The following is a 25,750-nucleotide window of genomic DNA, read 5'->3' on the forward strand; positions in this document are numbered from 1 at the left end:
CAGCGGGGCCGGCGCCGGCACACGCTGCGCATGCACCGGCACCGGCGATGACAGGCGCTTGACCCGCGGGCGGCAGCGCCCTGGTGGCAGGGCCGTCAGCGGTGCAGGCCTGGCCTCAGACGTTGAACAGGAAGTTCATCACGTCGCCGTCCTTGACGACGTATTCCTTGCCTTCGGCCCGCATCTTGCCCACATCCTTGGCACCTTGCTCGCCCTTGTACTGGACGAAGTCGTCAAAGGCGATGGTCTGCGCGCGGATGAAGCCGCGTTCGAAGTCGCCGTGGATCACGCCGGCAGCCTGCGGCGCGGTGTCGCCGATGTGGATGGTCCAGGCGCGCACCTCCTTCACACCGGCGGTGAAGTAGGTCTGCAGGCCCAGCAGCCGGAAGCCGGCGCGGATCAGGCGGTTGAGGCCTGGTTCGTCCTGGCCCATCTCGGCCAGGAACAGCGCCTTGTCCTCGTCTTCCATCTCCGACAGGTCGGCCTCGGTCTTGGCGCAGATGGCCACCACCGGCGCCTTCTGCGCCTCGGCATAGGCCTTCAGGCGGTCCAGCAGCGGGTTGTTCTCGAAGCCGGTCTCCGACACGTTGCCGACAAACATCGCCGGCTTGGCGGTGATCAGGCACAGCGGCTTGAGGATGACCAGCTCCTCCTTGCTGAAGTCGATGCTGCGCACCGGCTGGGCCTGGTCGAGCGCGGCCTGGCACTTCTCGAGCACCTTGACCAGGGCCGCGGCTTCCTTGTCGTTGCCCGAGCGTGCCGCCTTGTTGTAGCGGTGCAGGCTCTTTTCCACCGTGCCCAGGTCGGCCAGGCACAGCTCGGTCTGGATGACCTCGATGTCGGCGATCGGATCGACCTTGCCCGAGACGTGGATGACGTTGTCGTCCTCGAAGCAGCGCACCACGTTGACGATGGCGTCGGTCTCGCGGATGTGGCTCAGGAACTGGTTGCCCAGGCCCTCGCCCTTGCTGGCCCCGGCCACCAGGCCGGCGATGTCGACAAACTCGACGATGGCCGGCACCACACGCTCGGGCTTGACGATCTCCGACAACTTGCCCAGGCGCGGATCGGGCACCTCCACCACGCCCACATTGGGCTCGATGGTGCAGAACGGGTAGTTCTCGGCGGCGATGCCGGCCTTGGTGAGGGCGTTGAACAGGGTGGACTTGCCCACGTTGGGCAGGCCCACGATGCCGCATTTGAGGCTCATGGGGGGCTTTCGACTGGAGACGGGGCAGGGGGCGCCGGCAACGCGACCCCGATGCAAACCACCGATTTTAGGTGCCTGGCTCGGGCCACCCGGCCGCCGCGGGCCGCCGATGCCCGCTGTTTGCGGCATGGCCGGGTGCGGCAGCTTCCTACAATCGCAGCGATGACGACGCTCGAGGTGTGCATTCGCGGCAATGGCGCGGTGGGTCTGGCGCTGGCACTGGCACTGGCCCGCCAGGGCCTGCGTGTGGGCGTGGTGGCGCCACCGGCCGATGCCGCCGCGGCGCCGGCCCGGCCCGATGTGCGTGCCTACGCGCTCAACGAACGCTCGCGCCGGCTGCTGCTGCTGCTGAAGGTGTGGGACGCCCTGCCGCCCGACGCCGTGACGCCGGTGGACGACATGCGCGTGCAGGGCGACGCCAGCGGCGCCGACGGCACGCCGCTGGGCGCGATCGATTTTTCGGCCTGGCAGCAGGGCAGCGAGGCGCTGGCCTGGATCGTCGACGCCGCGGCACTGGAGGCCGCGCTGGCCACCGCGGCGCGTTTTGCGCCCCACCTCGAATTTCTGGCCGCGCCGGGCGATGCCGCGCTCACCGTGCTGGCCGAAGGCAAGGCCTCGGCCAGCCGCCAGGCGCTGGGCGTGCGCTTCGAACGCCACGCCTACGGCATGACGGCGCTGGCCGCGCGCCTGGTGGCCGGCCAGCCGCACCAGGGCGTGGCGCGGCAATGGTTCCGCTCTCCCGATGTGCTGGCCCTGCTGCCCTTTGACCGGCCGCAGCCGGGCCACAGCTACGGCCTGGTGTGGTCGATGCCCACGGCGCAGGCCGAGCACTGGCTGGCTGCGCCGCCGGCAGCCTTTGAACAGGCGCTGAACGAGGCCACCGGCGGTGCTGCCGGTGGCTTGACGCTGGCCAGCGAGCGCGCCGCCTGGCCGCTGCAGCTGGGCCGCGCCGAGCGCCTGTGCGGCAGCGGCTGGGTGCTGGTGGGCGACGCCGCGCATGTGGTGCATCCGCTGGCCGGCCAGGGCCTGAACCTTGGCCTGGCCGATGTGGCGGCGCTGGCCGGCGTGATCGCCGCGCGCGAGCCCTGGCGCGCGCTGGGCGATGCCACGCTGCTGCGCCGCTACGAACGCGCACGCGCGCTGCCCACCGCGGCGATGGCCCTGGTCACCGATGGCCTGCACCATCTTTTCGCCCAGGATCAGCCGGTGTTGCGGGAACTCCGCAACCGAGGCATGACTCTGCTCAACCGGCTGGCGCCGATCAAACGCCTGCTCACCGATCAGGCGCTCGACCGCTGATCGTCACCGCCCACCCGAAAGATCCGTCCGATGAAGCCGATGTCTCACCCGCTGCGCCGCTCCCTGGGCCTGATGCTGGCGCTGGCCGCGGCACTGCCGGCCGTGGCCGACGAGGCCGCGATCCGCAAGAACCTGGCCGAGCGCCTGCCCAACTTTCCCAAGATCGACGAGGTGAGCAAGACGCCGATCCCGGGCCTGTACGAGGTGCGCCTGGGCTCCGAGATCCTGTACACCGACGAAAACGGCAACCACCTGGTGCAGGGCTCGATCATCGACACCCGCAGCAAGACCGACCTGACCCAGGCCCGCATCGACAAGCTCACCGCCATCGACTTCGCCACCCTGCCGCTGAAGGACGCGGTGGTGCTCAAGCAAGGCAGCGGCGCGCGCAAGCTGGTGGTGTTTGGCGACCCGAACTGCGGCTACTGCAAGCGCCTCGAGAAGGACCTGGTGGCGCTGAAGGACGTGACCATCTACACCTTCCTGTACCCGATCCTGGGCGCCGACTCGACCGCCAAGTCCAGGGATGTGTGGTGCGCCAAAGACCCGGGCAAGGCCTGGCGCGGCCTGATGGTCGATGGCCAGACGCCGGCCAAGGCCAGCGCCGGCTGCGACACCGCGGCGCTGGACCGCAATGTCGAGCTGGGCCGCAAGTACCGCGTCAACGGCACGCCGGCGATGGTGTTCGAGGACGGCTCGCGCGCGCCCGGTGCCATTCCGGCGGCGCAGATCGAAACCCGTCTGGCCGGGGCCAAGAAGAGCTGATGCCTGCGGGCCGGCCGCAGGCGGCGGCCGGCGGCCAGGCAGGCCCCGTGCGGCCTGCGCCATACCGGCCGGGCGCTGGCGGTGCGCTGCGGTGACAATGCGGCCGACATCGCCCGCAACCGACCGCCACGCCGTGACCCGCGCCGCCCACGCCCCCGCTCCCCTCTACGAAGCCCCGCTCACCGACACCGCCCGCTGGCTCGGCCACCTGGGGCTGGTGCCGTTTGTGCTGGGGGCCCTGCTGGTGTGGGTGGTCAATGTCGAGGCCCATCCATACGCCACGCTGGCGCTGTCGGCCTACGCGGCGGTGATCGTGTCCTTTCTGGGCGGCATCCACTGGGGCATCGCGTTCCGGCAGACGGCGCCCGATGCCTCGCTGTTCATCTGGGGCGTGGTGCCCTCGTTGATCGCCTGGGTGGCGGTGATGATGCCGGCCAGCGCCGGCCTGGTGCTGCATGGCGTGATGCTGGCGGTGTGCTACGCGGTCGACCGCCGGGTCTACCCGGTGCAGGGCCTGCAACGCTGGCTCACGCTGCGCTTTCGGCTGTCGGCCGTGGCTTCGCTGAGCTGTTTTCTGGGTGCCGCGGGCACCTGAGGCCGGGCGTCTTTCGGCTGCACGAGCACATGGCGGCCCTGCGCTACTTGCCGTACGGGTGTGCGGCTGCGTTGCCTGAACGCCGCTGGGCCCGCTCGCGGCGAAAGCCACCCGACCTCCGGCCACCGACGGACCCGTCAGCACGATGATCAGCTATCACGTCGAACTCGACGACCTGCACAGCCACCACTACCGCGTCACGCTCAGCGTGCCGCAGCCGGGCGATGCGCTCGAGCTGGCGCTGCCGGTGTGGATTCCGGGCAGCTACCTGGTGCGCGAGTTCGCGCGCCACCTGTCGGGCCTGCAGGCGCAGCAGGGCGGCCAGGCCTGGGAGGTGCAGGCCCTCGACAAGGCGCGCTGGCAGTTGCGCCGGCCCGCGGGCGCGCCGGCCAGCCGCGCTGCGCTGACCGTGCGCTGGCGCGTCTATGCCTTCGACACCTCGGTGCGCACGGCGTTTCTGGACGACCGGCGCGGCTTCTTCAACGGCACCGGCCTGCTGCTGCGCGTGGTGGGCCGCGAGGCGCAAGCGCAGCGCCTGAGCCTGGGCCGCCTGCCGGCCGGCTGGGAGGTGGCCACCGCCATGCCGGCCGCGGCGCCAGGCCGCTCGCGCGGTGAGTCGGGGGCCTGGCTGGCGGCCGACTACGACGAGCTGGTTGATCACCCGTTCGAGCTGGGCAGCTTCTGGCGCGGCCGGTTCAGTGCCGGCGGCGTGCCGCACGAGCTGGTGGTGGCCGGTGCCTGGCCGCGCTTTGACGGCGACCGCCTGCTGCGTGACACGCAGCGCATCTGCGCCGAGCAGATCGCCTTCTGGCACGGCGCCGACGCCGCGGCGCGCAGCGCGCCCTTTGGCCGCTATGTGTTCCTGATCAATGCCGTGGGCGATGGGTATGGTGGCCTGGAGCACCGCGCCAGCACCGCGCTGCTGACCAGCCGCCGCGACCTGCCGGTGCAGGGCAGCGAGCCGGGCGGCGACGGCTACATCGGCCTGCTGGGCCTGATCAGCCACGAGTACTTCCACAGCTGGAACGTCAAGCGCCTGAAGCCGGCCGAGTTCGCCACGCTCGACTACCAGCACGAGAACTACACCCGGCTGCTGTGGTTCTTCGAGGGCGTGACCTCGTACTACGACGACCTGATGCTGCGCCGCGCCGGCCTGATCGACGCACCGCGCTACCTGCGCCTGCTGACGCGCAACCTGGCCTCGCTGGCGGCCACACCGGGGCGCCAGCTGCAAAGCCTGGCCGAGGCCAGCTTCGACGCCTGGATCAAGTACTACCGCCCCGACGAGAACAGTGCCAACGCCACGGTGAGCTACTACGTCAAGGGCGCGCTGGTGGCGCTGGCGCTCGACCTGAGCCTGCGCCAGCGCGGCCATTCACTGGATGCCGTGATGCGCCGGCTGTGGGCCGACAGCGCCGGCGGCCCGGTGGACGAAGCCGCGATCCAGGCCGCCCTGCAGGCGGTGGCCGGCCGCGGCCTGCAGCGCACGCTGCGCGCCTGGGTGCATGGCACCGACGAGCTGCCGCTGGCCGAGCTGCTGGCCGCCACCGGTGTGCTGTGCGGCAGCGAGCGTGCCGGCTGGGCCGCCACGCTGGGCCTCAAGCTCAGCGAGGGGCCGGTGAGCGGTGTGCAGGTCAAGTCGGTGCTGGCCGGCAGTGCCGCCGCGGTGGCCGGCGTGGCCGCAGGCGATGAACTGCTGGCGGTTGATGGCTGGCGCATCCGCCGGCTCGATGACGCGCTGGCCTGGGCCGGGCGCGAATCGCCCTTCGATCTGCTGCTGGCGCGCGACCAGCGCGTATTGACGCTGCGCCTGCAGCCGCAGCGCGATGCGGCCCTGGCCGCCACGCCCACGCTGGCGCTGCAGGAGCGGCCGGCGCGCCACGCGCTGGCCCGGCGCCGGGCCTGGATCGATGCCTGAGCTGGCCTTGCCCGGGCGCGGCCGGGCCCGGCCTGCGGCGGCTGCAGGCCCGGCGGCCTGGCCGGCCGCCACCCCAACCCATGGCGCCGCCGCTTGATGCCGGCCCGGCGCGACGGCGCCGCGGCTGGGCTCGCACCGCCCTGAGCCTGGCGGTGCTGGCCACCCACCTGCTGCTGTTGGAGGGGGTGGTGCACAGTCGGCTGGGCGAGGGTGCCGGGCCGCGGCTGCCGGCACGCATCGAGGTGGCCTTTGTGCGCGAGCTGGCGCAGGCGGCGCCGCCCGCCGAGGCGCCGGCCGCGGCCCCGGCGCCCGCGCCGCGGCCACCGGCGGTGACGCAGCAGGCGGCGCGACCACCCGCCGAGGCCGCCTCGGCCACCGACGCCGCCAGTGCCGCCAGCGCGGCCAAGGCCGCGCCGCCGGCCGAGGCCGCGCGGGTGGCCGAGGCCGCGCGGGTGGCATCGGCGCCACCGGCCACGGCGGCGCTCGCCAGCCCACCCACCAGCCCACCCATCAGCCCACCCGGCGCCGCCGCGCCGCCAGCGCGCCGGCCATGGCCGCCGTGTCGCTGGGGGCGCAGAGTGCGGCACTGGCCCTGCCCGCCAGCCCCTCGGCGGCTGCAGCGGCCTCGGCGCCGGCGTTTGCCTGGCCGCCCTCCACCCAGCTCAGCTACAACCTGCTGGGCCACTACCGCGGCCAGGTGCAGGGCAGTGCGCGGGTGGAGTGGCTGCGCGAGGGCAGCCGCTACCAGGTGCGCATGGAAAGCTCGGCCGGGCCGCTGTTCAAGCGCACCGGGGTCAGCGAGGGCGAGCTGGGCGAACGCGGCCTGGTGCCGCGGCGCTTTGCGGGCGAGCAGCGGGTGCTGTTTGGCAAGGCGCGCACCTGGCAGATCGGTTTCGGCCCCGAGCGCGTGACCCTCATCGACGGCCGCGAAACACCGGCGCTGCCCGGCATGCAGGACGAGGCCAGCCAGTTCGTGCAGCTGACCTGGCTGTTCACCACCCAGCCCGAGCGGCTGCGCGTGGGCCAGTCGGTCGAGCTGCCGCTGGCCATGGGCCGCAAGCTCGAGCGCTGGACCTACGACGTGGTCGAGGAAGAGCTGCTGCGCCTGCCCTTTGGCGAGGTGCCCAGCTTTCATGTCAAGCCGCGCCGCGAGGCCAGCGGCGGCGACTTCGCGGCCGAGATCTGGATCGCGCCCACGCTGCAGTACCTGCCGGTGCGCATCCTGCTGCGCCAGAGCGCCGAGGTGTGGGTCGACCTGACGCTGGACAAGCCGCCGCTGCAGGCCGGCGGCACCCGCTGAGCGCCACCGCGCCCGGCCCGATCCGGCCCGCTCAGGCCCGGCCCAGCTCCGGCCGCGACCCCACCGGCCTGGCCTGCCTGGCCGGCCGGCGCCCCGGCATGCGGTAGATTGCGCCAGCCCGCCTTGACCGCCGCTTTTGACCGCCGCTTCTTCTTCACCCCAACCCCGGACGAGCCCGCGATGAGCTACGAAACCCTGTTGACCGAACTGCGTGGCGACGGCAGCCGCCGCACGCTGCTGATCACGCTGAACCGCCCCAAGGCGCTGAATGCGCTGAACGACCAGCTGATGGACGAGCTGGGCGCCGCGCTGAAGGCGGCCGATGCCGATGCCGGCATCGGCGCCATCGTCATCACCGGCAGCGAGAAGGCCTTTGCCGCCGGTGCCGACATCGGCGTGCTGGCCCAGCACGACTTCATCAAGGCCTACACCGGAGACCTGATCACCCGCAACTGGGAAACCATCCGCACGATCCGCAAGCCGGTGATCGCCGCGGTGGCCGGCTTTGCGCTGGGCGGCGGCTGCGAGCTGGCGATGATGTGCGACATCGTGATCGCTGCCGATTCGGCCAAGTTCGGCCAGCCCGAGATCAAGCTGGGCGTGATCCCCGGCGCTGGCGGCACGCAGCGCCTGCCGCGCGCGGTGGGCAAGGCCAAGGCCATGGACCTGGCGCTCACCGCCCGCATGATGGGCGCCGAAGAAGCCGAGCGGGCCGGCCTGGTGAGCCGCGTGGTGCCGGCCGACAAGCTGCTGGACGAGGCACTGGCCGCGGCCGACACCATCTGCGGCATGGGCCTGGCCAGCGTGCTGGCGGCCAAGGAATGCGTGAACCGCGCCTATGAAGGCACGCTGGCCGACGGCATCATGTTCGAACGCCGCATGTTCCACGCCATGTTCGGCACGCCCGACCAGGTGGAGGGCATGGACGCCTTCCTCAACAAGCGCAAGCCGGCGTTCAAGTAAGCCGCCCGCAGCGGCCGGCAAAGCCCCTGGGCGGGGCCGCGCCGCTGCGGCAGGCCTCAGGGCGTGACCCAGTGCCCCGCGCCGTGGTCATCGAACACCGCCCGGCGGTGGCCTTCGGCGTGCAGTTCGAGCCAGTCGATGCGCTCGACCGTGGCGAAGATCACCGCAAAAAACTCGCGCGAGCCGCGGTCGGGTGCCGGCGGCGCCTGCTGCGCCGGGGTGTCGAGCGCGGCGCCGGGCGGCAGCGGCGAGAGGTAATCCTGCGCCGACGGGTGCATCTTCAGCCGCGCCCAGCGCGACGAGACGCCCAGGCCGTCGGTGTCGACCGTCAGGCGCGCGCGCAGGCGCAGCTGCCAGCTCAGGGCCGGGCTCCAGCACATGGCGGTGACCTGCGGCTGGCTGCGGATCTGGGCCAGCTTGGGCGAGCGGCTGTCGGTGTAGATCACCAGCTGGCGCGCGTCGGCCTGCACCTCGCGCAGCACCACGGTGCGCACATCGGCCACCGGCGGCTCGCCGGCGTGGTCGGGCGGCGCCAGGCTGGCCAGCGCCAGCAGCCGCCAGCCGTGGCCGCGGGTGCGCGTGGCCGCCTCCAGCTCCTGCCAGCAGGCCGCGTGGATGCGATCCAGCGACGTGAGCCGCTCGGTCATCGAATGTGTCTCCTCGGTCCTCAGCTCGCCAGGGCGGCCGCCGGGCTCGATGTCACCCGAAGCGCGCATTGTGACGCGCAGGCCCGACACAAAGCCTGACCCAACGCAGAAAGTGTGCGGGCCGCATGGGGCCGTGCCGGGCCATGCCGCGCAGTGCCGGGCGGCCTGCGGGGCCAACGGGCCGGGGCCGCCCGGGGGGGCGAGGGGGCGAGGGGGCGAGGGGGCGTGCGCCGCCACTGCGGCGCCGGCTTCAGCCCTCGCGGCGCAGCGCCGGGAACAGGATCACGTCGCGGATGCTGGGCGAATCGGTGATCAGCATCATCAGCCGGTCGATGCCGATGCCGCAGCCGCCGGTGGGGGGCATGCCGTATTCGAGCGCGCGGATGAAGTCGGCGTCGAAGAACATCGCCTCGTCGTCGCCGGCCTCCTTGTTGGCCACCTGGCTCTGGAAGCGCGCAGCCTGGTCCTCGGCGTCGTTCAGCTCACTGAAGCCGTTGCCGAACTCGCGCCCGGTGATGAACAGCTCGAAGCGCTCGGTGATGGCCGGGTTGCTGTCAGACGCGCGGGCCAGCGGGCTCACCTCGACCGGGTAGTCGATGATGAAGGTGGGCTGCCACAGCTTGTCTTCCACCGCGGCCTCGAACAGGCCGAACTGCAGCTGCGCCAGGCCCCAGTGCTTGGGCGGCTCTTCGCCCAGGCTCTTGAGCTTGGCGTGCACGGCCTCGGCCGAGTCGGCCTCGGCCTCGGTGAGGCCGGCATGCGCCACCAGGCTGTCGCGCACGCTCAGGCGGGCGAAGGGCTCGTCCAGGTGCACCGGCTTGTCGGCGTAGGTGATGCGGGCGCTGCCGGTGGCGGCCACCGCGGCGTGGCGCAGCACGGCCTCGGTGAAGTCCATCAGGTCGTGATGGTTCCAGTAGGCCGCATAGAACTCCATCATCGTGAATTCGGGGTTGTGCCGAACACTGATGCCTTCGTTGCGGAAGTTGCGGTTGATCTCGAACACGCGCTCGAAGCCGCCCACCACCAGGCGCTTGAGGTACAGCTCGGGCGCGATGCGCAGGAACATCTCCTGGTCCAGCGCGTTGTGGTGGGTGGTGAAGGGCCGTGCATTGGCGCCGCCCGGGATGGGGTGCAGCATCGGCGTCTCGACCTCGAGGAAGCCGTGCTCGACCATGAAGCTGCGGATCGAGCTCACCGCCTTGCTGCGCGCAGTGAAGCGGGCGCGGGCGTTCTCGTCGCTGATCAGGTCGACATAGCGCTGGCGGTACTTCTGCTCCTGGTCGGCCATGCCGTGGAACTTGTCGGGCAGTGGGCGCAGGCTCTTGGTCAGCAGGCGCAGCGTGCTGACCTTGATCGACAGCTCGCCGGTGCGGGTCTTGAACAGCGTGCCTTCGGCGCCCAGGATGTCGCCGAGGTCCAGCGTCTTGAACTGCTCGTAGGCGGCTTCGCCCACGCCGTCCTTGCTGATGAACAGCTGGATGCGGCCCTGCTGGCCGACGCTGACCGCGCTGGTCGAGCCGTCCTGCAGGGTGGCGAAGCTGGCCTTGCCCATCACGCGCTTGAGCATCATGCGCCCGGCCACGGCCACGGCCACGGCCTGGGGCTCGAGCGTCTCGTTGTCCAGCACGCCGTACTGGGCCTGCAGCGCCGAGGCGTGGTGCCGGGGCTTGAAATCGTTCGGGAAGGCCACGCCGCGGGCGCGGATGGCGGCCAGTTTTTCGCGGCGCTCGGCGATCAGCTTGTTGTCGTCCGGGTGCTGCGGATCGGGCTGGGATGCGTGGGCCGGGGTCGCGGTGGTCATGGCTGCGGGAAGAGTCGGGGCAAACCCCGAATTGTAGGCGGGGCCTCGGCGATAATGACCGGTTGACTTTCGCCTGGGGCTGTCTGTGCACCTGACGCATCCCGTCATCACCGATCGCAAGATCCGTTTCGCGCTGGCCGGCTGCGGCCGCATTGCGGCCAACCACATGGACTCGGTCGCGCGCCATGCCGAGCGCGCCGAGCTGGTGGCCGTGTGCGACACCGATCCCGCCGCGCTGGCCGCTGCCCGGCAGCGCACCGGTGCGCGCGGCTTTGCCAGCTACGCCGAGCTGCTGGCCGAGGCCGGCCCGCTGGGGCTGGACTGCGTGGTGCTCACCACGCCCAGCGGCCTGCATGCACGCCAGGCGGCCGAGGCCGCGCAGGCCGGCGTGCACGTGATGACCGAAAAGCCCATGGCCACGCGCTGGGCCGATGGCCTGGCCATGGTCAAGGCCTGCGACGACGCCGGCGTGCGCCTGTTCGTCGTCAAGCAGAACCGGCGCAACCGCACGCTGCAGCTGCTGCGCCAGGCGATCAGCGCCGGGCGCTTCGGCCGCATCTACATGGTCACGCTGAACGTCTTCTGGAACCGGCCGCAGAGCTACTACGACAGCGCCGAGTGGCGCGGCACCTGGGAGTTCGACGGCGGCGCGTTCATGAACCAGGCCAGCCACTACATCGACCTGCTCGACTGGCTGATCGGCCCGGTGGAAAGCGTGATGGCCTACACCGGCACGCTGGCGCGCAACATCGAGGTCGAGGACAGCGGCGTGGCCGCGCTGAAGTGGCGCAACGGCGCGATGGGCTCGGTCAACGTCACGATGCTCACCCACCCGAAGAACTTCGAGGGCTCGATCACCATCCTGGGCGAGCACGGCACGGTGCGCGTGGGCGGCGTGGCGGTGAACAAGATCGAGCACTGGGAGTTCGACCAGCCGCACGAGATGGACGCCGGCATCGACGAGGCCAGCTACCAGACCACCAGCGTCTACGGCTTCGGCCATCCGCTGTACTACGACAACGTGATCCGCACCCTGCGCGGCGAATGCGAGGCCGAGACCGATGGCCGCGAGGGCCTCAAGAGCCTGGAGCTGCTGATCGCGATGTACCGCTCGGCGCGCGACGGCAAGAAGATCAATCTGCCGTTGGAGTATTGATCTTGGCCACGGCTGCAAGCCCCACCACCATCCACCCCACCGCCCTCGTCGACGAGGGCGCGCAGCTCGGCGAGGGCTGCCGCGTCTGGCACTGGGTGCACATCTCGGGCGGCGCGCGCATCGGCGCCGGCTGCTCGTTCGGGCAGAACGTGTTCGTCGGCAACGACGTGGCCATCGGCAACAACGTCAAGATCCAGAACAACGTCAGCGTCTACGACGCCGTGACGCTGGAGGACGACGTGTTCTGCGGCCCCAGCATGGTGTTCACCAATGTGTTCAACCCGCGCAGCGCGGTGGTGCGCAAGGCCGAGTACCGCCGCACGCTGGTCCAGCGCGGCGCCACGCTGGGCGCCAACTGCACCATCGTGTGCGGCAGCACGGTGGGCGAGTACGCCTTTGTGGGCGCTGGCGCGGTGGTCAGCCGCGACGTGAAGCCCTATGCGCTGATGGTCGGCGTGCCGGCCCGGCAGATCGGCTGGATGAGCCGGCATGGCGAGCGGCTGGCCCTGCCGGTCAGCGCGCCGGCCGGTCAAGGCGTTGAAGCCAGCTGCCCCGCCACCGGCGAGCGCTACCGGCTCGACGGCACCGAGCTTTCCTGCCTGGACTGAACCCCACCATGCAATTCACCGACCTCAAGACCCAGTACCAGGCGCTGAAGGCCAGCATCGACGCACGCATCCAGCGCGTGCTCGACCATGGCCAGTACATCATGGGCCCCGAGGTGGCCGAAATGGAGAAGGCGCTGGCGGCCCGCACCGGCGCAAGGCACTGCGTGGCCGTGGCCAGCGGCACCGAGGCGCTGCTGATCGCCTTGATGGCGCTCGACCTGAAGCCGGGCGACGAGGTCATCACCACGCCCTTCACCTTTGCCGCCACGGCCGAGGTGATCGTGCTGCTGGGTGGCCAGCCGGTGTATGTGGACATCGAGCCCGACACCTGCAACATCGACGCCACGCTGATCGAGGCCGCGATCACGCCGCGCACCCGCGCCATCATGCCGGTGAGCCTGTACGGCCAGGTGGCCGACATGGCCGAGATCAATGCCATCGCGGCGCGCCACGGGCTGGCGGTGATCGAGGACGCCGCGCAGAGCTTCGGCGCCTCGTACCAGGCAAAAGCGAGCTGCGCCGTCAGCACCATCGGCTGCACCAGCTTCTTTCCGAGCAAGCCGCTGGGCTGCTATGGCGACGGCGGCGCGCTGTTCACCAACGACGATGCCATCGCCCAGGCCGCGCGCGAGATCCGCGTGCATGGCCAGAGCGCGCGCTACACCCACACCCGCCTGGGCCTGGGCGGGCGCATGGACACGCTGCAGTGCGCGGTGGTGCTGGGCAAGCTCGAGCGTTTTGACTGGGAGATCGCACGCCGCAAGCAGCTGGGCGATCGGTATGGCGAACTGATCCGCCGCAGCGGCGCGCCGGTGCAGTTGCTGGCCGTGCGCCCCGATCGCGACTGCGTGTGGGCGCAGTACACCGTGATGCTGGATCACCGCGCCGCCGTGCAGCAGGCCCTGCAGGCCGCCGGCGTGCCCACCGCCATCCACTACCCCAAGCCGCTGCACCACCAGCCGGCCTACGCCGCGGGTTGCGATCCGTTGGCCCATCCGGCCTCGATTGCCGCCGCGCAGCGCGTGATGAGCCTGCCGATGAGCGCCGACCTGGGCGATGCCGACCAGCAGCGCGTGGTCGACGCCCTGGCCCAGGCCTGCGCTGGCGTGGCGGCCGTGGCCGGCGCTGCCGGCCTGGCCCAGCCGGCCTGAGCGCAGCCCGCGCCCGCCCTGCCCGCGCAGCGACGCACCCATGTCCCGCACCGGCCTGCGCCGCGCCGTCTTCACCCTGCTGGCCGGTGGTGCGCTGGCGCAGGCCTTGCCGCTCTTGCTGGGCCCCTGGCTGACCCGGCTGTACACGCCCGAGAACTACGGCCAGTACCACCTGTTTGCCGCGGTGGCGGCCAACATCGCCGTGGTGGCCTGCGGGCGCTACGAGTTTGCGCTGCCGATGGCCGCCGATGAGGCCGAGGCCCGCGCGCTGCGCCACCTGTGCCAGCGCGTGCTGGGGCTGGTGGTGGTGATCACCCTGGCCGTGGCCGTGGCCTGGGCGGTGGCGCTGGGCGCCGTGTGGCCGCTGTGGCTGCCGGCCAGCGTGGGTGCGCTGGGCCAGCTGTCGCTGGCCACGCTGCTGGCCACGCGGGCACAGCAATTCAAGCCCCTGGCCACGGCCCGCGTGCTGCAGCATGGCGGCGGCGCGCTGGGCCAGGTGGGCGCCGGCCTGGTGCATGGCGGCGTGCAGGGCCTGATCGTTGGCGCCCTGGTGGCGGTGATGGCGGCCTGGGCGGCGCTGGGTGGCCTTGCCGCGAGGTCGGCGCGGTTGCCGGCCCCCATCGGCAATGCACCGGAAGGCCCGCTGCCGCCCGATTGGCGCGCCGCCGCGCGCCGCTACCGCCACTACCCGCTGCTGAACACGCCGCACGCCTTTCTGGGCGCGCTGCAAGACACCGTGGCCGTGGCCCTGATCGCCGCGCAGCTGGGTGCGGCCGCGGCCGGTGTCTGGGGCCTGGCGCTGCGCTACCTGAAGGCGCCGGCCACGCTGGTGGGCAGCGCGGTGTCGCAGGCCCTGCATCCGCGGCTGGCGCAGGCGGGCTGCACGCCGGCCGGGCGTGCGCTGGTGCTGCGCACCATGCTGCTGCTGGCGGCGGTGGCCGTGCCGCTGGTGCTGCTGCTGTGGGCGGTGGCGCCGCCGCTGTTCGTGTGGGCCTTCGGGCCGGCCTGGGCCGATGCCGGCACGCTGGGCCGCGCGCTGGCGCTCTACATCGGCCTGCACTTCGTGGCTTCGCCGCTGGGCGTGGTCACGCTGGCCTGGGACGCCCAGGCCTGGGCGCTGAAGCTGGCCCTGGTGGGCCAGGGCCTGTTCGTGGCGGCGCTGGCCACCGGCCTGCACTGGGATGGCCTGCGCGGCGCCGGCTGGGCGGTCTCGCTGGCCATGGCCGTGTACTTTGGCTGGTACTTTCTGAAGCTGGCCACCTGGCCGGTGGCCGTGCAGGAGGGCTGAGGTGAAAGCAACGCTGTGGCAACGTGCCTGGCTGCCCCTCAAGCGCCTGATCTCGCGGGCGACCGGCCCGCGCGTGGTGGGTGGCTGGATCCGCGGTGACGGCGAGTACCTGACCCACACCCGCATCAGCAACCAGAGCTTCATCTTTGCGCCCGAGCGCCTGCAGGTGGGCGACCATGTCTTCATCGGCCACTTCAGCGTGCTCGATGCCACCTACGGCCTGTCGATCGGCGAGGGCTGCCAGATCGGCTTCTTCACCGGCATCTTCACCCACTCCAGCCATGTGGCGGTGCGCCTTTATGGGCGCAGCTATGTCGAGGTGGCCGACAAGGCCGCCTACTTCGAGGCGCCGGTGTCGATCGGGCCGTACTGCTTCATCGGCGCCCACGCCACGCTGCTGCCAGGCACCCGGCTGGGCCGTGGCTGCCTGGTGTCGGCCTACAGCCTGGTCAGCGGCAGCTTCGACGATTTCTCGGTGATCGCCGGCAACCCGGCACGCCGGGTGGGCGACACCCGGCGCATGGATGCGCCGCACCTGGCCCGCCACCCCGAATTGCAGCCGCACTACCTGCAATGGGCCGGCGAGCTGCCCGGCAGCCAAGCTGACGAGGCGGCGCGATGAGGCTGGTGCTGTTTGGCGACGGCGAAAGCCCGCACCTGCTGAAATGGGCCCGCGCGCTGGCGCCCGAGGTCGAGCTGTGGGCGGCCTCGTCGCGCGGTTTTCTGCCGGGCTTTGACGGCCTGGTGCCCGAATCGCGGCGGCTCTCGCTGGGCACGACGCCGCAGTTCAAGGGCGGCAACTTCGGCCTGCTCAAGCACCTGCCGGCGCTGACTGGCTGGCTCGAGCGGGTCAAGGCCGACTGGATCCACGCGCACTACCTCACCTCGCATGGCACGCTGGCCTGGCTGGCCACGCGCTGGCTGGGCGCGCCGGGCCGGCTGGTGGGCTCGGCCTGGGGGTCCGACATCCTGGTCACGCCCAAGCGTGGCGGCCTGATGCGCTGGGTGACCTGCCAGGTGCTCAAGGCCTGCGCCCTGACCACCAGCGATTCCGACCACATGGCCTGGCACATGCGCGCGCTGGGGGCCGGCGAGGTGATGACCTTTCCGTTCGGCCTGGAGACGCTGCCCGCGCTGCCATCGCCCGAGCACAAGCAAGGCCACGTGTTTTTTGCCAACCGCGGGCTCGAGGCTGTGTATGCGCCGCAGCGTGTGCTGGCCGTGTTTGCCGCCGTCGCCGCCGAATGGCCGGGCACCGAGTTGGTGATGGCCAACACCGGATCAATGCGCGCCGAGCTGGAGCGGCTGGCCGAGCAGGCCAAGCTGAAAGAGAGGATCAAGTTCGTCGGCCGGCTCGATGCCGCCGCCCAGGCGCGCCACTATGCCCGGGCGCGCTGGTACCTCAGCCTGCCCACCAGCGACTCGGTGGCGGTGTCGGTGCTCGAGGCCATGGCCCATGGCTGCATCCCGATCCTGTCGGACCTGCCGGCCAACCACGAGCTGGTGCGGCCGGGCGAAAACGGCCTGATCCTGCCCGCCGGCGGCATGGTCTCGCTGGCCGATCTGCAGCCCCTGCTGAAGAACCGCGACGCCATCGCCCAGGCCAACCACGACTGGGTGGCCGCGCACGCCATGTTCATGCCCTGGGTGCAGCGCTTTCTGGCGCGGCTGCGCGAGATCGATGCCGACCCCACCGGCCACATCCGCGCCGAGCCGACCGCGCGCAACGAGCCGCCGCATGTGACCCCGTTTGACATCGAGGCCGCCACCGCGCGCGCCACCGCCGCCAGCCAGGCGGCCGACCAGGCCGCTGCCGCCAGCGACGCGCCCACCGCCGCCCTTCGCCCGAAGGGACGCCGATGAACATCCTGTACCTCAACCACTACGCCGGCAGCCCGGCCCTGGGCATGGAGTACCGGCCCTACTACCTGGCCCGCGAATGGGTGCGCGCCGGCCACCGGGTGCAGATGGTGGCGGCCGATTTTTCGCATGTGCGCGCACGCCAGCCGCACACCGACGGCGTGATGACCGACGAGCTGATCGACGGCATCGCCTACCGCTGGCTGCCCACGCCGCCCTACCAGGGCAACGGCCTGGGCCGGGTGAAGAACATCTGGGCCTTCCTGTCGCAGCTGTGGCGCCATACGCCGCGCCTGGTGCGCGAGTTCCGCCCCGGGCTGGTGATCGCCAGCAGCACCTACCCGATGGACATGTGGGTGGCGCGCCGCATCGCCCGCCAGGCCGGCGCGGTGCTGGCCTTCGAGGTGCACGACCTGTGGCCGCTGAGCCCGATCGAGCTGTCGGGCATGTCGCCGCGCCACCCCTTCATCCGCCTGGTGCAAAAGGCCGAGGACGATGCCTACCGCGACGCCGACCTGGTGGTGAGCATGCTGCCCAAGGTGCACCGCTACATGGCCAGCCGCGGGCTCGACCTGCGCAAGCTGCACATCGTGCCCAACGGCATCACGCTCGACGAATGGCAGGGCCAGCCGCCCGCGCTGCGCGACGACGTGGCCAGCGCCATCGCCGCCCAGCGCGCGGCCGGCCGCAGCGTGGTGGGCTATGCCGGCTCGATGGGGCTGCCCAATGCGCTGGACGTGCTGCTGGATGCCGCCAGGCAGCTGCAGGGCGAGCCCATCGCCATCGTGATGGTGGGCGATGGCCACGAGCGCGCCCGCCTGGCCCGGCGTGTGGCCGACGAGGGCCTGGTCAACGTGACGCTGCTCCCGCCCATCCCCAAGGCCCAGGTGCCGGCCATGCTGGCGGCGGTGGACATCGCCTACATCGGCTGGCAGCGCGTGCCGATCTACCGCTTCGGCATCGCGCCCAACAAGCTGATGGACTACATGATGGCCCGCTGCGCCGTGCTGCACAGCGTGGACGCCGGCAACGACCCGGTGGCCGAAAGCGGCTGCGGCCTGACCGTGCCGCCGCAAGACCCCGAGGCCGTGGCCCGCGGCCTGCGCCAGCTGGCCGCACTCGGCGCCGACGAGCGCCGCGAGATGGGCGAGCGTGGCCGTGCCTTTGTGCTGGCCCACCACACCTATCCGGTGCTTGCGCAGCGTTTTCTGCAGGCCGTGGCCGGCGCGCGCCCGGCGGGGGCCGCACCATGACCGGGCACAATGCTAAACACGGTGCTGAACAGGGCGCCGAGACCGCGGCCGTGGCCGCCCGCTATGCGCGGCGAGCCGGCCTGCCGGCCGACCGCTACAGCCTGCTGCGCCCCGAGGTCTGGCAGATGGTGCAGGAGCGCCAGCGCGCCATGCTGCGCCTGCTGGTGCGCGCCGGGCTGACCGATCTGCCCAGCCTGCGCGTGCTGGAGGTGGGCTGCGGCGCCGGCGGCAACTTGCTCGAGCTGCTGCGCCTGGGCTTTGCACCGGCCCACCTGAGCGGCGCCGAGCTGCTGCCCGAGCGCCTGGCCCAGGCGCGCGCCGTGCTGCCGGCGGCCGTGGCCCTGCACGGCGGTGATGCCAGCACGCTGGACATCGCCCCCGACAGCCAGCACATCGTGCTGCAGAGCACCGTGTTCAGCTCGCTGCTGGACGACGCCTTCCAGCAGCGCCTGGCCGACGCCATGTGGCACTGGGTGGCGCCGGGCGGCGGCGTGCTGTGGTACGACTTCACCGTCGACAATCCACGCAACCCCGACGTGCGCGGCATGCCGCTGGCGCGCGTGCAGCGCCTGTTTCCGCAGGCCCGCATCACGCATCGCCGCGTCACGCTGGCACCGCCCATCGCGCGCGCCGTGTGCCCGCTGCATCCCGGGCTGTACCCCGTGTTCAATGCCCTGCCGCTGCTGCGCACGCATGTGCTGGCCTGGCTGGAAAAGACCCCCTGAGACCGTCATCATGAGCGACCCGACCGAACTGCCTTTCCTGCCCTTTGCCCTGCCCGAGATCGGCGATGAAGAAATCGCCGAAGTGGTGGACACGCTCAGGAGCGGCTGGGTCACCACCGGCCCCAAGGCCAAGCGATTCGAGAGCGACTTCGCCGCCTTTCTCACCGCAGGCAGCGGCGAAGACCCGGCCGGCCTGCACTGCATCGCCGTCAACTCGGCCACCGCCGGCCTGCACCTGGCGCTCGAGGCCATCGGCATCGGCCCCGGCGACGAGGTGATCACCACCACCCACACCTTCACGGCCACGGCCGAGGTGGTGCGCTACCTGGGCGCCGACGTCAAGCTGGTGGACATCGACCCGGTCACGCTGAACATCGACCCGGCCCTGATCGAGGCGGCCATCACCCCGCGCACCAAGGCCATCATGCCGGTGCACTACGCCGGCCTGGCCGCCGACATGCCGGCCATCCTGGCCATCGCCAAGAAGCACGGCCTGAAGGTGGTGGAAGACGCCGCCCACGCCCTGCCCAGCACCAGCGGCGGCCGCCTGGTGGGCACGCTGGACAGCGACGCCACGGTGTTCAGCTTCTACGCCAACAAGACCATCACCACCGGTGAAGGCGGCATGCTGGTCACGCGTGACGAGGCCTTGGCCAAGCGCGCCAAGGTGATGCGCCTGCACGGCATGAGCCGCGACGCCTTCGACCGCTTCACCGCCAAGGTGCCCAGCTGGTACTACGAGATCGTGGCGCCAGGCTTCAAGTACAACCTGACCGACATTGCGGCGGCGCTGGGCATCCACCAGCTGAAGAAGGCGAGGGCGTTCCAGCAGCGGCGCGCCGAGATCGCGCGGCGCTACAACGCCGCCTTCGCCGACCTGCCGGTGCTGCTGGCGCCCGAGCCGCCGGCCGGCCAGACCCATGCCTGGCACCTGTATGCGTTGCGCCTGGCCGAAGGCGCGCCGCTGGGCCGCGATGCGCTGATCGAGCGCCTGTTCGCCCAGGGCATCGGCTGCAGCGTGCACTACATCCCGCTGCACCTGCAGCCCTACTGGCGCGAGCGCTATGCGCTGCAAGCGGCCGGCTTTCCGCACAGCCAGCGCGCCTACGAGGGCATGCTGAGCCTGCCGCTGTACAGCCGCATGGGCGATGCCGACACCGAACGCGTGATCGGCGCCGTGCGCGGCCTGCTGGCGGCTTGAGCCACCGGTACGACGCCGGAGCGCCGCATTCGCCCCATGTCGATGTCCATGGCCAAGCGCCTGTTTGACCTGATCGGCGCCGCCGCAGCCCTGCTGCTGCTGGCGCCGGTGCTGCTGGGCGTGGCAATGTGGATCAAGCTCGATTCGCCGGGGCCGGTGTTCTTCCGGCAAGAACGGGTGGGGCGCGGCGGCCGCGGGTTTCGCATCCACAAGTTCCGTACCATGCGCGTGGACGCACCAGCGCTGGGCCCGGCCGTGACCGTGGGGCGCGACCCGCGCATCACCCGCGCCGGCCACTGGCTGCGCCACCACCGCATCGACGAGCTGCCGCAATTCATCGATGTGCTGCAGGGCACGATGAGCCTGGTGGGCCCGCGGCCCGAGGTGCCGCAGTACGTGGCGCATTACCCTGAGGCGCTGCGCCAGCAGGTGCTGGCGGTGCGCCCAGGCATCACCGATCCGGCGTCGCTGGCCGGGCTGGACGAAGCCACCCACCTGGCCACCGCCGCCGACCCCGAGCGCACCTACGTCGAGCAGATCCTGCCCGTCAAGCTGGCCCTGCAGGCCGACTATGCGCGCCACGCCACATTGGCCAGCGATGTGGCTGTGCTGTGGCGCACGCTGCGGGTGCTGCTGGCGCGCTGAGACAATCCGCCCTCCGATGTCCCAATTTCCTCCGATCGAGCGCGCGGCGACCGCACCCACCGTCTGGCACCGGCTGGACCGCTTTCTGGCCCATTTGCGCCCGCATCGCGAGCCGCTGTCCCTGGCCATCGACAGCGCCATCGTGGCCCTGGCCTGGAACATCACCTACCTGTTCCGCCTGGGCTTCGAGCGCTGGATCAGCGCCCGGCCCAACTACGACATCTGGGTGCTGATCGGCATCACCGCCACCTATGCGCTGGCTTTCCGCCTGGCGCGCACGCCGCAGGCCATGTGGCGCTTCTCGGGCTTTGGCGAGATCCAGCGCATCGCGCTGGCCTGTGCCGGGGCCGGCTTGGTCAGCGCGGTGCTGGTGCTGATGGCGCAACTCAGTGCCGTGCCGCGCGCGGTGCTGGCGCTGCACCCCTTCGTGGCGCTGATGGGCCTGGCCCTGGTGCGCCTGGCCTTTCGGGCCGTGTACGAGCATGCACGTGGCCGCATCACCGGCAGCGACCAGGAGATTCGCCGCGCCATCGTGATGGGCGCCGGCGAGGCAGCGCGGCGCCTGCTGGCCGGCATCCACCGCCAGGGCTGGATCGTGCTGGGCCTGCTCGACGACGATGCCACCAAGCAGGGCGCGCGCATCGCCGGCCTGCCGGTGCTGGGCCCGCTGGCGGCCATTGCCGACAAGGCCGTGCGCGGCGCGGCCACCCACGTGATCGTGGCCATGCCGGCGGCCACCGCCGCGCAGCGTCGTCGCGCGCTGGAACTGGCCGCGCCCACCGGCCTGCCGGTGCTCACCGTGCCCTCGCCCGACGAACTGCGCGAGGCCGGCGCCAGCGATGCCCGAAGCCCCATCGACCGCGTGCGCGACATCGAGCCCGAGGACCTGCTGGGCCGCGAGCCGGTGCAGCTGGACGAGGCCGGCATCGGCGAGGTGCTGCGCGGCAAGACCGTGCTGATCACCGGTGCCGGCGGCAGCATCGGCAGCGAGCTGTGCCGCCAGGTGGCGCGCTTTGCGCCCAGCCGCATCGTGCTGTACGAGCTGAGCGAGTTCAACCTCTACAGCATCGAGCAGGAACTCACCGACAGCTTCCCGGCCATTGCCTTGACGCGCCTGATCGGTGACGTGAAGGACCTTGAACACCTGCGTGCCACCTTCCAGAAGTGGCAGCCGGCGGTGGCCTTCCATGCCGCGGCCTTCAAGCATGTGCCGCTGATGGAGGAAGACGACAACGCCCTGGCCGCGCTGCGCAACAACACCCTGGGCACCTATCACGCGGCCTTGGCGGCCGCCGAAGCCAGTACCGGCCGCTTCGTGCTGATCAGCACCGACAAGGCGGTGAATCCCACCAATGTGATGGGCGCCACCAAGCGCGCGGCCGAGATGGTGATCAGCATGATGGCCGCCGAGCACCCGGGCACCCGCTTCATGGCCGTGCGCTTCGGCAATGTGCTGGGCAGCAGCGGCAGCGTGATCCCGAAGTTCAAGGAGCAGATCGCCCGGGGCGGCCCGGTGACGGTCACCCACCCGGACATCATCCGCTACTTCATGACCATCCCCGAGGCAGCGCGGTTGGTGCTGCAGGCTGCGGCCATCGGCGAATCAGGTCAGGTGCTGGTGCTGGACATGGGCGAGCCGGTGAGGATCGTGGATCTGGCGCGGGATCTGATCCGGTTGTCGGGGCATACGTTGGAGGAGATTCCGATCGTGTTTTCCGGATTGCGTCCGGGAGAAAAGTTGTTTGAAGAACTTCTGGCGGATGCGGATGCCACGGTGCCGACCTCGGTGCCTCGCCTGCGCGTGGCGGTGCTCGTGACGCGGATGGAGGCGGTGCACGAGATGATTGCGCAATTGCCACAGTTGGGAAGCCACCCCGGTTTCCATGACGTCAAGGGATGGTTGGCGTCATGTGTTGCCGAATACCGGGGGGCATTGAATATGGAGGAGGCGCGCGTTGAAAGCGAGAGGGCAAAGGGCCATCGGCCCCATTGAATTGACGTCAGGGTATGGGCCGCGTGGCCTCGTGTGCATGGCGGTCGCGAGCGTGCAGCGGCTGTCGTGGCGTCACTGGGCCATCTGGTGCGGCGGCGTTGTGCTTCTGGTGGCCTTGCTGTCACCGACAGGTCGTGTCTGGCTCCATGACGCCGATGTTCGATGGACGCATGAGGCCTTGAAGGAGGTTCGGCATCACCTGGTGCATGACGAGGACTGGCGGGTCGTACCGATCGCTTCAGACCTGGACTATCGATGGTCAGAGCCCAATTTGCGGCCACTGTGGGTGGCCCATGCCCTGGGTGGCGCCGGCACGCCCAGGGCCAACACGCTGGCGGCGCTAGAGGACTCGATCCAGGCCGGCCATCGGCTGGTGGAAGTGGATCTGTGGCTTGACCCTGACGGGCGCCTGCGTTGCCACCATGGCCCAGAGCAGCCGCCACCATTCACGCCAGGTGACTGCGAGTTCGGCCAGGTGCTGGAGCGTGTGATGGCAGTGGATGGCCATGTCATTCTCGACATCAAGTCAGACTTCAAGACCACTGGCGAACGCGCCATGGCGGTCATCGCCACCGATGCAAGGGCAGCCCATGTGGTGGTGCAGATGTACGCGCCAGACCATGTGGCGCAGTTCATGGTCTGGCGCCAGCAACTGGCCTTGGCTGGCCCCTTGATCACGGCCTATCGATCGCGTCGTGCCATTGACCGCCTGATGGATGCCAGCGAAGCTTTGGGCGTCAAGGTATTGGTGGTTCCCGCGAACCGCCTGCCGGCTTTGTCGCGCCAGCGGCCATCGGTGCAAGTCATGGTGCATCCGGTGTCGGATTGCCCGACAGCCAGAAACATTCTGGCTCAGGGCGTCAATGGTCTGTTTGTGCCTGGCATGTTGAAATGCCCGGAGTTCAATGACCATCTGAGACCTTGACGATCGACCGGAAGGAGCGTTTGTGGTGCCAGTGGCGCGCGTTGCTGCGTGTCCTGGCAGGTGTCGCCCTGGTCAATCTGCCGTTCTGGGTGCTGGGTCGCGTGATCTTCATCGACCGGCCGCTGGTCGCCTACGAGAGCGTGGTCGTCTGTGCACTGCTGGCGTGGCGTACGCCCGTCGGCGCCGCGGCCTTGCTGCTGCTTTGGGCCGCAGATGCCGTGGTGGCACTGTCACGCATCTATCTGTTCACGTCGATCGACGCGCTGCTCGATTCGCTGTCGTTCATCCGCGAAATGCGCGTGCTCGATTTCATCGATACCCCGCGCCTCGCGCTCATGCTGCTGTTCTGCGGCTCGGCTGCGCTGCTGTGGCGATTGCTGGCGCGGCGACCGGTTGGGCTTGTTGCGCCATCGCTGGCCATCCTGATCCTGTTCGGGCTGGACTTCCTGAACGGCTCGGTGGGGCGGCCGCAGGCCATGGGCCGATTGAATGCGGCCAATCTGGTCGGCAGTCCGACCTTTGCCCTGGCAGTGGCTGTGAACACCGCCCGCACGCCCAATCCGCTGGTCGACATACCCATCGACGAGACGGTTCAAGGCCTGGTCGATGTACCGCAATGGGCTGCACAGCACCCGGAGCGCGGCATGCTGCTGCTGGTCATCGAATCATTCGGGTGGCACAACGACACAGCGATCCAAGCCTGGATGAATGCCCGCTTGTTGAAGCAGCTGAAGCCGGGCAGCTTCGATGCCCGTGCGGTGCGCATGCCCTTTCGCGGCAGCACCACTGCCGGCGAATTGCGTGCCTTGTGTCGCAAGGGCAATGACTATCGCCGACTCGACGCCCACAACGCTGCAGGCTGCCTGCCCAGGCTGCTGGCGGCCCAGGGCTGGACCACGGTCGGCATGCACGGCTTCTCTGGCAACATGTTCGAGCGCTGGCGGTGGTGGCCGACGGTCGGCATCGGACAGGCGGAATTCGCCGAGGATTTGCTTGCCCCCGATGCAGTGCGCTGCGGTCTGGTGTTCCGCGGTGTGTGCGACAAGGATCTGCTCGACAGGGCTCTGGCGGCAGCGGCGAAGCCGCGCACGCTGGCATACGCCCTCACGCTCAACACCCACCTGCCGCTTGCGGCAACGCCCGTTCCCCCGCCGCTGCAAGCCTTGTGCGCTACGGGCCGCACCGGCCCTGCCGTGTGCGAACTGCTGGCAGCGCAGTCCTTGTTGCTGGATCAGCTTGCGGCCGGCTTGACCCGCCTGTCTGTCAAGCCCCTGGTAATCGTGGTGGGCGACCATGCACCACCGTTCAGCCGGCGCACTGACCGAGAGCAGTTCAGTTCAACCCATGTACCTGCGCTGCTGCTTCAGCCGGGCAATTGATCGGCTATCAACGAACGTGTATCTGGCCCGGCGCGCTTGCGCTGAAGTCAGTTGTGCAGCGGGCCCAATGTAGGCAGTTTTCCGGCTTCTCACGCCAACGCCGCGCTCACGACCGAGCTGTGATAACCAGTGAGTCTTTGGCTGCGTGAATCACTCCAAATTCAGGGATGTCTTCCTGGTGGACTTTAATATTATTGAACCCCGAAGTCTCAAGGAGCGAAATGATATGGGGCAAACCAAACACTCGCATTTCGAGTGTCGCGCCATCACCTCCGTGAAAACATAGGTCAGTGAAGCGTTCGGTCGTGCCGTCCTTGCACTCATTGACCAAGGTTCGAACGCCACCTTCGCTGGAGATCGACCATTTGTGCAAATTGGGAAAATGCTCTTGCGTGTCGCCATCAATCTTGTACGGCACGGAGAGTACCAACAATCCGCCAGACTTCAGCAATCGATGCATATTGTGGAAGGCGGTTTCTACTGGTGCTGAAATATGCTCCAGGACATCGCTTGTGATAATGAAATCCAATCCGTTTTCCGGCCAATCGGAAACATCTGTCACATCAAGACGAGGCGCTTGATGATAGAAAGTATTCCGATAGGAATAAACCCTAGACAGTTGATCTGCATAGATAGTTGCATCACTCATGCCAATGCCGACGAGACTCTTGCTCAACGGCAGCATGGACAGAGGCTGAATGGCGCCGTGCAACTCTTGGGTCAATGATGCGGCGATACTGCGAAACCTCAGCGTGGATCCGCAGTTGGTGCATGAGGGTGTCTCTCTTTCTGACACTGCCAACAGCGGTGCACTTGTATGGCTACCGCAAATGTTGCAGGTGAAATCGACCGACGGTCCTGTGGCCATTAAAAATGTTGCACGCCTGCGAAGGGCGCGATACTTGTGCCAAATGGGTCGAATGAGAGATTTCATAGCAAAATTTATTCGAGATGCGTCGGTGCGGGGTGAAACCGGGCCACTCGTTCGGCCTACCCTGCTTAGGTTGACCACAGAAGGCTAGGCTGCAGTAGTCAACGCATGGATCTGTGGTTGCCTGGCGCGGCGTT

General features: G+C 69.8%; 23 protein-coding genes. 19 read left to right on the forward strand and 4 right to left on the reverse strand.

From position 1 onward, the window contains the following. Window positions 1–115 precede the first annotated feature (115 nt). Entirely contained in the window at window positions 116–1,210 is a 1,095-nt protein-coding gene (ychF, locus tag N4G63_RS04610; protein WP_260790384.1) for a redox-regulated ATPase YchF, read from the reverse strand. Between the two features lie 162 nt (window positions 1,211–1,372). Between ychF and N4G63_RS04615 the strand changes: the two genes are divergently transcribed. The 6 genes from N4G63_RS04615 (at window position 1,373) to N4G63_RS04640 (ending at window position 8,050) form a co-directional block, all read left to right on the forward strand. Continuing rightward, window positions 1,373–2,509 carry an FAD-dependent monooxygenase gene (locus N4G63_RS04615; protein ID WP_260790385.1) on the forward strand — a complete coding sequence of 379 codons (1,137 nt, stop codon included), beginning with the start codon at window positions 1,373–1,375 and terminating at the stop codon, window positions 2,507–2,509. A 30-nt stretch (window positions 2,510–2,539) separates the two neighbouring features. After that, entirely contained in the window at window positions 2,540–3,274 is a 735-nt protein-coding gene (locus N4G63_RS04620) for a DsbC family protein (protein ID WP_260790386.1), read from the forward strand. 133 nt (window positions 3,275–3,407) lie between these two features. Beyond that, window positions 3,408–3,869, forward strand: a complete 462-nt coding sequence (locus N4G63_RS04625; protein WP_260790387.1) for a DUF3429 domain-containing protein — start codon at window positions 3,408–3,410, stop codon at window positions 3,867–3,869. A 145-nt stretch (window positions 3,870–4,014) separates the two neighbouring features. Further along, window positions 4,015–5,787 carry a M61 family metallopeptidase gene (locus N4G63_RS04630; RefSeq protein WP_260790388.1) on the forward strand — a complete coding sequence of 591 codons (1,773 nt, stop codon included), beginning with the start codon at window positions 4,015–4,017 and terminating at the stop codon, window positions 5,785–5,787. A 550-nt stretch (window positions 5,788–6,337) separates the two neighbouring features. Continuing rightward, complete coding sequence (locus tag N4G63_RS04635) at window positions 6,338–7,087, forward strand: DUF3108 domain-containing protein (RefSeq protein ID WP_260790389.1); 750 nt, start codon at window positions 6,338–6,340, stop codon at window positions 7,085–7,087. 180 nt (window positions 7,088–7,267) lie between these two features. Beyond that, on the forward strand, window positions 7,268–8,050 hold the full coding sequence (locus N4G63_RS04640; RefSeq protein ID WP_260790390.1) for an enoyl-CoA hydratase: 783 nt from the start codon (window positions 7,268–7,270) through the stop codon (window positions 8,048–8,050). Window positions 8,051–8,106: 56 nt separating this feature from the next. Here the strand turns inward: N4G63_RS04640 and N4G63_RS04645 are convergent, their stop codons facing one another. Both N4G63_RS04645 and lysS read right to left on the reverse strand, forming a co-directional pair. Further along, window positions 8,107–8,697 (reverse strand): pyridoxamine 5'-phosphate oxidase family protein, encoded by a 591-nt coding sequence (locus tag N4G63_RS04645; protein WP_260790391.1) that lies wholly within the window; start codon window positions 8,695–8,697, stop codon window positions 8,107–8,109. Window positions 8,698–8,947: 250 nt separating this feature from the next. Next, complete coding sequence (gene lysS, locus N4G63_RS04650) at window positions 8,948–10,498, reverse strand: lysine--tRNA ligase (protein WP_260790392.1); 1,551 nt, start codon at window positions 10,496–10,498, stop codon at window positions 8,948–8,950. 91 nt (window positions 10,499–10,589) lie between these two features. On the opposite strand from lysS, the gene N4G63_RS04655 reads away from it, so the two are divergent. The 13 genes from N4G63_RS04655 to N4G63_RS04715 are packed head-to-tail and all read left to right on the forward strand — an operon-like array spanning window position 10,590 to window position 24,682. Further along, complete coding sequence (locus N4G63_RS04655) at window positions 10,590–11,654, forward strand: Gfo/Idh/MocA family protein (RefSeq protein ID WP_260790655.1); 1,065 nt, start codon at window positions 10,590–10,592, stop codon at window positions 11,652–11,654. Window positions 11,655–11,656: 2 nt separating this feature from the next. After that, entirely contained in the window at window positions 11,657–12,262 is a 606-nt protein-coding gene (locus N4G63_RS04660; protein WP_260790393.1) for an acyltransferase, read from the forward strand. A gap of 8 nt (window positions 12,263–12,270) precedes the next feature. Continuing rightward, window positions 12,271–13,413, forward strand: coding sequence for a DegT/DnrJ/EryC1/StrS family aminotransferase (locus tag N4G63_RS04665; RefSeq protein WP_260790394.1), 1,143 nt, complete (start codon window positions 12,271–12,273; stop codon window positions 13,411–13,413). A 40-nt stretch (window positions 13,414–13,453) separates the two neighbouring features. Continuing rightward, window positions 13,454–14,701: a lipopolysaccharide biosynthesis protein gene (locus N4G63_RS04670; RefSeq protein WP_260790395.1), complete on the forward strand. Its 1,248-nt coding sequence runs from the start codon at window positions 13,454–13,456 to the stop codon at window positions 14,699–14,701. Between the two features lies 1 nt (window position 14,702). Then, a complete protein-coding gene (locus N4G63_RS04675; protein WP_314599394.1) occupies window positions 14,703–15,323 on the forward strand; it encodes an acyltransferase in 621 nt (206 codons plus the stop codon). Continuing rightward, window positions 15,320–16,564 carry a glycosyltransferase gene (locus N4G63_RS04680; protein ID WP_314599395.1) on the forward strand — a complete coding sequence of 415 codons (1,245 nt, stop codon included), beginning with the start codon at window positions 15,320–15,322 and terminating at the stop codon, window positions 16,562–16,564. Before N4G63_RS04675 ends, N4G63_RS04680 begins: the two co-directional genes overlap by 4 nt. Next, a complete protein-coding gene (locus N4G63_RS04685; RefSeq protein WP_260790399.1) occupies window positions 16,561–17,814 on the forward strand; it encodes a glycosyltransferase family 4 protein in 1,254 nt (417 codons plus the stop codon). Before N4G63_RS04680 ends, N4G63_RS04685 begins: the two co-directional genes overlap by 4 nt. Then, window positions 17,811–18,539, forward strand: a complete 729-nt coding sequence (locus tag N4G63_RS04690; protein ID WP_314599396.1) for a class I SAM-dependent methyltransferase — start codon at window positions 17,811–17,813, stop codon at window positions 18,537–18,539. The genes N4G63_RS04685 and N4G63_RS04690 overlap by 4 nt, the downstream gene beginning before the upstream one ends. 10 nt (window positions 18,540–18,549) lie before the next feature. Further along, window positions 18,550–19,740 carry a DegT/DnrJ/EryC1/StrS family aminotransferase gene (locus N4G63_RS04695; RefSeq protein ID WP_260790401.1) on the forward strand — a complete coding sequence of 397 codons (1,191 nt, stop codon included), beginning with the start codon at window positions 18,550–18,552 and terminating at the stop codon, window positions 19,738–19,740. 48 nt (window positions 19,741–19,788) lie between these two features. Next, the gene (locus N4G63_RS04700) at window positions 19,789–20,385 is read left to right on the forward strand and encodes a sugar transferase (protein ID WP_260790657.1); all 597 of its coding nucleotides are present in this window, start codon (window positions 19,789–19,791) and stop codon (window positions 20,383–20,385) included. A 16-nt stretch (window positions 20,386–20,401) separates the two neighbouring features. After that, a complete protein-coding gene (locus tag N4G63_RS04705) occupies window positions 20,402–22,378 on the forward strand; it encodes a polysaccharide biosynthesis protein (protein WP_260790402.1) in 1,977 nt (658 codons plus the stop codon). A 37-nt stretch (window positions 22,379–22,415) separates the two neighbouring features. Then, window positions 22,416–23,303, forward strand: a complete 888-nt coding sequence (locus N4G63_RS04710) for a PI-PLC domain-containing protein (protein WP_260790403.1) — start codon at window positions 22,416–22,418, stop codon at window positions 23,301–23,303. Further along, window positions 23,300–24,682 (forward strand): LTA synthase family protein, encoded by a 1,383-nt coding sequence (locus tag N4G63_RS04715; protein ID WP_314599397.1) that lies wholly within the window; start codon window positions 23,300–23,302, stop codon window positions 24,680–24,682. The genes N4G63_RS04710 and N4G63_RS04715 overlap by 4 nt, the downstream gene beginning before the upstream one ends. Window positions 24,683–24,788: 106 nt before the next feature. Here the strand turns inward: N4G63_RS04715 and N4G63_RS04720 are convergent, their stop codons facing one another. After that, entirely contained in the window at window positions 24,789–25,616 is an 828-nt protein-coding gene (locus tag N4G63_RS04720) for a class I SAM-dependent methyltransferase (RefSeq protein WP_314599398.1), read from the reverse strand. Window positions 25,617–25,750 lie beyond the last annotated feature (134 nt).

Source organism: Aquabacterium sp. OR-4, from assembly GCF_025290835.2.
Lineage (GTDB): Bacteria > Pseudomonadota > Gammaproteobacteria > Burkholderiales > Burkholderiaceae_C > Pseudaquabacterium.